Origin of the sequence: Candidatus Sodalis sp. SoCistrobi (assembly GCF_900143145.1) — a bacterium.
Taxonomy (GTDB): Bacteria; Pseudomonadota; Gammaproteobacteria; order Enterobacterales; family Enterobacteriaceae; genus SoCistrobi.
In genome coordinates this window covers 1-7,148 of sequence record NZ_FRDB01000157.1, presented here as the reverse complement: position 1 = coordinate 7,148, position 7,148 = coordinate 1, and the positions used below count along the sequence as shown (strand labels likewise).

The following is a 7,148-nucleotide window of genomic DNA, read 5'->3' as shown; positions in this document are numbered from 1 at the left end:
CATAGGTATCTACACATTTATCGTGATACCTGTTATTACTTTGCAGAATGATTTCAACCTATCTGTTGGCGGGATTGACTCTCGCCTTACCCGCCGATATCAGACGCTGGTTAAACAGCATATGACGCCCGCGGCTCTTCTTGCTTCTGCGGTTAAAGACCTCGCAAGTGCTCAAAAATCAACTTTCGCAACTACCCAAGCTGTCTGGCGTTTTCTGAATAATAAGCGAATTAGCTTCAGTCAACTCAATGAGCCAATTATTTCGCTAGCACTTGAGCAAATTTCGCTTAGCCCGCATCCATACGCTCTCGTTGTTCATGATTGGTCACGTTTACAATTTCTTTACCATCATGCCAAATACGGACGCTTAAAAATGACGCACGGTGGCGATGTTGGATATGAACTTCAAAGCAGCTTGCTGGTTGATGCTGGCACGGGTTTGCCAATAGCGCCTCTATCTCAGACACTTACCGATGCAACCGGTTGTCATTCAACGTTGGCGGAAGGACTGTCCGAACGGCAGACACATATGGACGCCTTGACGACCGATATTGCCCGTGTGGAATCGCTTAATATAGGTAAAAAGCTGATTCATATAATTGATAGAGAGGGTGACTCTATTGGACATATGCGGACGTTGAGTACTCAAGGAATATGCTGGCTTATCCGAGGAAAAGAAGGACATGGTGCAGAGTGGCAAGGTAATTCATTGAAAATTGGTGAGATTGCTGCTCTTCTGCCATACAACGGATGCGGACAGGTAGACTGGAAAGGGAAAAAAGCTGATATGGAAATCAGTGAAACCTCGATAGTCATAACCCGAGCTGCGCAGCAGAAGCGTAAAGATAAAGAAACCGGCCGCCGCATAAAAATCCAACCTGGAGAGCCTCTGACGGTCAGATTGGTTGTTGTTCGGCTTACGGATGATCTCGGTAATGTGGTGGGACGCTGGACGCTGCTTACAAACGTTTGCAGCGAGATCACCTGCGAGGAAGTAGCTCGTTGGTATTACTGGCGCTGGAATATTGAATCATTTTTTAAGTTGCTGAAAGGTGCCGGACATGACGTAGAAACATGGCTTCAGCGCAGCGCGCCAGCCGTACTACGCAGGTTGTTAATAGCCAGTATGGCTGCTGTTCTGGTATGGCGGCTGCAACGCGCTGAAGGAGAAGAAAATGCGGCAGCCCGCCAGCTGATATGTCGCTTGTCAGGACGACAGCAAAAGCGAGGCCGCAGAGAGAGCGCTCCTGCTCTGCTCGCTGGCCTATCCATCTTGTTGAATACACTAAAATTATTATCGGAATATAGTCTGGAAGAACTTACTCATTTAGCGAGAGTTGCTCTTAAGCCTCCTCCCTGATGTGTAGATACCTATGCTCCCGCAGGGCGCCGCACCAGCTGCTGCGCCATGACCCCCAGCAGACTGCCGGCGAGCAACATGCGGGCAAAATGCTGCTGATTCGCGGGAAAGGCATCCACCAGCCGGTCAACCGCCTGGCTGGCGCTGCGGGCGTGCAGCGTGCACAGCAAAAGATGGCCGGTTTCGGCGGCGGTGAGCGCCAGCGCAATACTTGCGCAATCGCGCAGCTCGCCGAGCAGGATAACGTCGGGATCCTCGCGCAGGGCGGCGCGCAACCCCTGACGGAAGCCGCTGCAGTGGCGCCCGATTTCACGCTGGTGGATCAGGCAGAGCCTGGAGGCGTGCAGGTGTTCGATGGGATCCTCAAGGGTAATGATATGCAGCGCCCGGCTGTCGTTGAGGTGGTTCACCATCGCCGCCAGCGAACTGGATTTCCCGCTGCCCGCCGGGCCGGTCACCAGCACCAGTCCCCGCGGCTGAGACAGCAGCTCCCCCGCCGCCGCCGGCAGCCCCAGCTCCGCCATGCAGGGCGGCCGGGAGGGAATTATCCGCAGGCTTACGGCCAGACCGCCCTGCTGCAAAAAAAAGTGGGCGCGCAGACGCTGGCCGCCGCCAAGCGTCAGGGCGGCATCGCCCTGGCCGCCGCGCGCAAGCAAACGGCGCTGGCGGGCGTCAAGATAGCGCCGGGCGCAGTCGGCGATAGCGCCCTCGGTTAACGTCGGCGCTTCCAGCGGCCGCAGCAGACCATCCACGCGAATTATCGGCGGCCGGCCGGGACAAAGGTGCAGATCGGAGGCATTATGCTTTACACTATGGCCCACCAGATTATCCAACTCCATATGACCTCCTGAAACCATGAGCATTATCGAGCAAAATCTACAGCGCGTTCATCGGCAAATCCGCACGGCTGCGCAGGATTGCGGCCGCGATCCCCGGCAAATTACCTTGCTCGCCGTCAGTAAAACCAAGCCTGTGACGGCGATCGAAGCCGCCATCGACGCCGGTCAGCGGGCCTTCGGGGAAAATTATGTGCAAGAGGGCGTGGAAAAAATCGGCTGGTTCCGTGAACGGCCAGAGGGCGCCGGTCTTATCTGGCACTTTATCGGTCCGTTACAGTCCAATAAAAGCCGGTCGGTCGCGGAAAATTTCGACTGGTGCCATACCCTGGACCGCCCGCAGTTGGCCCGACGGTTGAACGATCAGCGGCCGGTGGAACGGGCGCCGCTCAACGTGCTGATTCAAATTAACATTAGCGGCGAAGCCACCAAAGCCGGTATCGCGCCCGAGGCGATGTTGGCGCTGGCGGCGCTGGTCACCGAGTGCCCGCGCCTGCGGTTGCGCGGTCTGATGGCGATACCGGCGCCGGAAAGCGATTTCCAGCGCATGTCCGCCCTGTATGAGGCCTTACAACGCGTTCACCCCGGCGTAGATACGTTATCGCTGGGCATGACGGACGATATGCCGGCGGCCATCGCCGCCGGCAGTACGCTGGTGCGCATTGGCACCGCGATTTTTGGCGCCAGAGAGTAGGCTCCCGTCGTCACCTGACAGCTTAACGAGGAATAGCATGCAACAGCGTAACATCACCTTTATCGGCGCCGGCAATATGGCGCAGGCCATCATCGCCGGACTGGTGGATAACGGTTATCCCGCGCATTTGATTATGGTTTGCGCCCCCTCCGCCACCCACCGCGACGCGCTGGCCGAGCGCTACGGCGTGCAAAGCAGCGGCGATAATGTGCGGGGCGTGCGCGCGGCGGATGTGGTGATACTGGCGGTCAAGCCCCAGCTTATCGCTCAGGTCTGCGACACCTTGCGCGGTGAGATAGATTTTTCCGGCAAACTGGTGCTTTCCATTGCCGCAGGTGTTACCGTGAGCCGGTTTTATGCGCTGCTGGGCGAAAATATCGCCATTGTGCGGGTGATGCCCAATACCCCCTGTCTGGTGGGCCAAGGGATGAGCGGCCTGTACGCGCCGCCGCAGACCCGCGAGGAGGACAGAGCTTTCAGCGCCCAGTTAATGGGCGCGGTGGGAAAACTGTGCTGGCTGGAGCAGGAAAGCGATATCAATGGCGTGATCGCCGCCGCCGGCAGTGCGCCGGCCTATTTTTTCCTGTTTATGGAAGCCATGCAGCAGCAGGCGCAGGCGATGGGTTTCGATGAAAGCACCGCCCGCACCCTGGTGCTGCAAGCCGCCGCTGGCGCCGCCGCGCTGGCCGCGGAGGCCGGGGATACCCCCTTCGCCACCCTGCGGCAGAATGTGACCTCGAAAGGAGGCACCACCGCCGCGGCGTTGCAGGTTTTCGAGCAGCAGCAGTTGCCCCGTACCGTCGCCAGCGCCATGCAAGCGGCGGTCGCGCGCGCCGAAGAGATGGAAAAATTATTCTGAGTATTGTCGCCGACGCGGCGCTTGTTAACCTAATTAAGGACATTACCTTCTTATGCTGACGCTGACGTTTTTGGTCAAAACGCTTATCGACCTCTATATTATGGTGCTGCTGCTGCTGCGCATCTGGATGCAGTGGACGCGCTGCGACTTTTATAATCCTTTTTCGCAATTTATCGTCAAAATCACCCAACCGGTGATCGGGCCGCTGCGCCGGGTTATTCCCGCCATCGGGCCGCTGGACACCGCTTCGCTGCTGTTGGCATTTATTTTGGCGATGGTTAAATTCCCATTGCTGACGCTGATTGAGATGCACGTCCTGATCCTTGATCCCATTTACTTGCTGGTCGGCCTGCTGGCGCTGTTGAAAGCGGCCGGCGAACTGGTGTTCTGGGTGGTGATTATCCGCTCATTGCTTAGTTGGGTCAGTCAGGGACGCAGCCCGATGGACGTGGTACTTTATCAATTAAGCGAACCGCTGATGTACCCTATCCGCCGCATTCTGCCGGCCATGGGCGGCATCGATTTTTCGGCGATGATCGTGATCCTTATCCTGTACGCCCTGAATTACCTTGGCATGGATTTGTTCCCGGGAATTTGGTATCGCCTGTGATCGGCGTTTGGCGCGAGGGCGACGCGCTGGTGCTGCGGCTGTATATTCAGCCCAGGGCCAGCCGCGACCATATCGCCGGCGCCCACGGCGATGAAATCAAGGTCGCCATCACGGCGCCGCCGGTGGACGGCCAGGTCAACAGCCATTTGATTCGTTTCCTGGCGAAAGAATTTGGGGTGGCAAAAAGCCGGGTGATCCTTGAAAAAGGAGAACTGGGGCGCCATAAACAGCTCAGAATCGACCAGCCCCGGCAGTTGCCCGAAGTCATTGCGCGACTGCTGGACGCCTGACCCTCCTGAATAAATGCCCGCGGTGACACCGTGCGGCGCACGATAATGATGGTTATTCCTATGCAAAAAGTAGTCCTGGCCACCGGCAACGCCGGTAAAGTACGCGAACTCGCCGGCGCGCTGGCGGATTTCGGTATGGAGATAGTGGCGCAGAGCGCGCTGGGTGTAACATCGGTGGAAGAGACCGGTCTGACGTTTATTGAAAACGCGCTGATAAAGGCCCGTCACGCGGCCCGGGTCACCGGCTTGCCGGCCATCGCCGATGATTCAGGCTTAGCGGTGGATGCGCTTGCCGGCGCACCGGGCATTTACTCGGCCCGTTATGCGGGCGAGCAGGCCAGCGACCGGCAGAATCTGGACAAGCTGCTGGCGGCGCTGGCCTCGGTGCCGGACGGCCAGCGCGCCGCGCAATTCCATTGCGTATTGGTCTATCTGCGCCATGCCGACGATCCGACGCCGCTGGTGTGCCATGGCAGCTGGGCCGGCGTCATCGCCCACCAGCCCTCCGGCGCCGGCGGTTTCGGCTACGATCCCGTCTTCCTGCTGCCTGAACAAGGCCGCACTGCCGCCATGCTTAACGCGCAAGAAAAGCAGGCGCTTTCCCACCGCGGTCGGGCGCTGGCTGGCCTGCTGGATGCGCTGCGCCATGCCTAATTTGCCGCCGCTCAGCCTGTACCTGCATATTCCCTGGTGTGTGCAAAAATGCCCTTACTGCGATTTCAATTCCCATGCGCTAAAGGGCGAAGTGCCGCATCAGGAATATGTCGATCATCTGCTGGCGGATTTGAGTCATGACCTACCGCTGACATCGGGTCGCACCGTCAATACCCTGTTTATTGGCGGCGGCACCCCCAGCCTGCTTTCGGCCAGCGCCATGCAGTCGCTGCTTGACGGCGTCCGCCAGCGCCTGCCGCTGGCGCCGGACGCCGAGATCACCATGGAAGCCAATCCGGGCACGGTCGAGGCGGATCGTTTCGCGGGCTACCAGTTGGCGGGGATCAACCGTATTTCTATCGGCGTACAAAGCTTCGCGGCGGATAAGCTCGCCCGCCTTGGCCGCATCCATGGCGCGGAGGAGGCCCGGCGCGCGGCGCGCTTGGCGGCGTCACTGGGCCTGCGCAGTTTTAATCTTGATTTGATGCACGGCCTGCCGGATCAGTCGCTTGCGGGCGCGCTTGATGATTTGACCGAGGCGATTGCCCTGGCGCCGCCGCATCTCTCCTGGTATCAATTGACCATCGAGCCGAATACGTTATTTGGCTCGCGGCCGCCGGCGCTGCCGGATGATGATGCGCTCTGGGACATCTACCAGCGCGGCGACTCGCTGCTGAAGGCGGCGGGTTACCGCCAGTATGAAACCTCCGCCTACGCCCGCCCCGGCTTCCAGTGCCGCCATAATCTCACCTATTGGCGCTTTGGCGATTACCTTGGCATCGGCTGCGGCGCCCACGGCAAGTTGACCCAGCCGGACGGCGCGGTATTACGCACGGTGAAAACCCGCCATCCGCGCGGTTATATGCAGGGCAATTATCTGGCTAAACGCTATCCGGTGGCGCCGGCTGAGTTACCGTTTGAATATTTCATGAACCGTTTCAGGTTACTGGAAGCGGCGCCGCGCGCCGAATTCACCGCCTTCACCGGGCTAACGGAAGACGCGGTGCGCCCCGCGCTGGAGCGCGCGCTGGCCGGCGATTATATCACCGAGAGCGCCAGCCACTGGCAGGTGACAGAGAAAGGCAAGTTATTCCTCAACTCGCTGCTGGAGCTATTTATGTAATGCGCGGCGCGGATGCCATGCAGGCGCAGACCGCGGTGAGCGCGTTGGCCATAATCATAGTGCCTATTGCCGCGCGCCCGGGCTCATCGTCTGTCCTTTCACTGGCCGCCCCCTCTCTGACCGCTCCAGACCCCGCAGCTCAGGGCGGCGCCTGAGGCGTTAGCCGCACTGCGGCAGGGTTCTAATCGGTGGCGCCTGAGGCGTTAGCCGCGCTGCGGCAGGGTTCTATTTGTCAGCTTCGCCAACGCCGTTCAGGGCAGCGCCTTGACCAGATCGCGGCGCTGCTGCTCAAGGGCGGTTACCCGCTGGCATACATCCCGCCCGAATTGTTGGAAATCCTGTTCCTGATTATTCCATTCGGTCTGTAGCGCCTGCTGCAGGCCGCCCAAGCTGCCCATCACCGACTGTAGCGGATTACTGCCGTTGGCCGCCTGGCGCACGCCCAGCTCGTTGAGACTGTCCTGCACCACGCCGCCCATACTCTGTTCCACAATCTGACGACCGTCCTGCTCTACCTGACTCACGGCCTGATGATGGAACGTGAGACCGTCGCTGCGATGCTCGATAATACGGTTCATCTGCTGCTTAAGCTGACTGAATCACCCCGGATAAATTAGAGTCTATACTTTAAAAGTGGAGGTCTCTATGACAACGACCAAACGTTACTCTCCGGAAGTCCGTGAACGGGCAGTTAATCTAGTGCTGGAAACTCAGCATGAGCA

Annotated in this window: 8 protein-coding genes and 1 pseudogene; 7 read left to right on the top strand and 2 right to left on the bottom strand. The window is 58.9% G+C overall.

The annotated features are described in order from the left end of the window. Window positions 1–1,360: flagellar biosynthesis protein FlhF (locus CINSTRO3249_RS11010; protein ID WP_254304262.1), on the top strand; the 1,360-nt coding region annotated here is incomplete at its 5' end. 11 nt (window positions 1,361–1,371) lie between these two features. Here the strand turns inward: CINSTRO3249_RS11010 and CINSTRO3249_RS11005 are convergent. Then, window positions 1,372–2,217, bottom strand: a complete 846-nt coding sequence (locus CINSTRO3249_RS11005) for a type IV pilus twitching motility protein PilT (RefSeq protein ID WP_174249775.1) — start codon at window positions 2,215–2,217, stop codon at window positions 1,372–1,374. On the opposite strand from CINSTRO3249_RS11005, the gene CINSTRO3249_RS11000 reads away from it, so the two are divergent. Genes CINSTRO3249_RS11000 through hemW form a run of 6 tightly spaced genes read left to right on the top strand, consistent with a single transcriptional unit; the run spans window position 2,216 to window position 6,426 of the window. Beyond that, a complete protein-coding gene (locus CINSTRO3249_RS11000) occupies window positions 2,216–2,890 on the top strand; it encodes a YggS family pyridoxal phosphate-dependent enzyme (RefSeq protein WP_074013316.1) in 675 nt (224 codons plus the stop codon). The genes CINSTRO3249_RS11005 and CINSTRO3249_RS11000 overlap by 2 nt on opposite strands. 37 nt (window positions 2,891–2,927) lie before the next feature. After that, a complete protein-coding gene (gene proC / locus CINSTRO3249_RS10995) occupies window positions 2,928–3,749 on the top strand; it encodes a pyrroline-5-carboxylate reductase (protein WP_074013315.1) in 822 nt (273 codons plus the stop codon). Between the two features lie 52 nt (window positions 3,750–3,801). Then, entirely contained in the window at window positions 3,802–4,359 is a 558-nt protein-coding gene (locus CINSTRO3249_RS10990) for a YggT family protein (protein WP_074013314.1), read from the top strand. Next, window positions 4,356–4,649 (top strand): DUF167 family protein YggU, encoded by a 294-nt coding sequence (gene yggU / locus CINSTRO3249_RS10985; RefSeq protein ID WP_074013313.1) that lies wholly within the window; start codon window positions 4,356–4,358, stop codon window positions 4,647–4,649. Before CINSTRO3249_RS10990 ends, yggU begins: the two co-directional genes overlap by 4 nt. A gap of 60 nt (window positions 4,650–4,709) precedes the next feature. Next, on the top strand, window positions 4,710–5,303 hold the full coding sequence (rdgB, locus tag CINSTRO3249_RS10980) for an RdgB/HAM1 family non-canonical purine NTP pyrophosphatase (RefSeq protein ID WP_074013319.1): 594 nt from the start codon (window positions 4,710–4,712) through the stop codon (window positions 5,301–5,303). Further along, a complete protein-coding gene (hemW, locus tag CINSTRO3249_RS10975; RefSeq protein ID WP_074013318.1) occupies window positions 5,296–6,426 on the top strand; it encodes a radical SAM family heme chaperone HemW in 1,131 nt (376 codons plus the stop codon). Before rdgB ends, hemW begins: the two co-directional genes overlap by 8 nt. 251 nt (window positions 6,427–6,677) lie before the next feature. Here hemW and CINSTRO3249_RS10970 read toward each other — a convergent pair. Next, window positions 6,678–7,019, bottom strand: a pseudogene (locus CINSTRO3249_RS10970) (hypothetical protein); the annotation flags it as partial. Window positions 7,020–7,148 lie beyond the last annotated feature (129 nt).

Excerpts from the sequence above, each read along its gene's own strand:
- CINSTRO3249_RS10990 (WP_074013314.1), top strand. The coding sequence starts at position 3,802 with ATGCTGACGCTGACGTTTTTGGTCAAAACGCTTATCGACCTCTATATT.
- rdgB (WP_074013319.1), top strand. The coding sequence starts at position 4,710 with ATGCAAAAAGTAGTCCTGGCCACCGGCAACGCCGGTAAAGTACGCGAA.
- hemW (WP_074013318.1), top strand. The coding sequence starts at position 5,296 with ATGCCTAATTTGCCGCCGCTCAGCCTGTACCTGCATATTCCCTGGTGT.
- CINSTRO3249_RS11005 (WP_174249775.1), bottom strand. The coding sequence starts at position 2,217 with ATGGTTTCAGGAGGTCATATGGAGTTGGATAATCTGGTGGGCCATAGT.
- CINSTRO3249_RS11000 (WP_074013316.1), top strand. The coding sequence starts at position 2,216 with ATGAGCATTATCGAGCAAAATCTACAGCGCGTTCATCGGCAAATCCGC.
- proC (WP_074013315.1), top strand. The coding sequence starts at position 2,928 with ATGCAACAGCGTAACATCACCTTTATCGGCGCCGGCAATATGGCGCAG.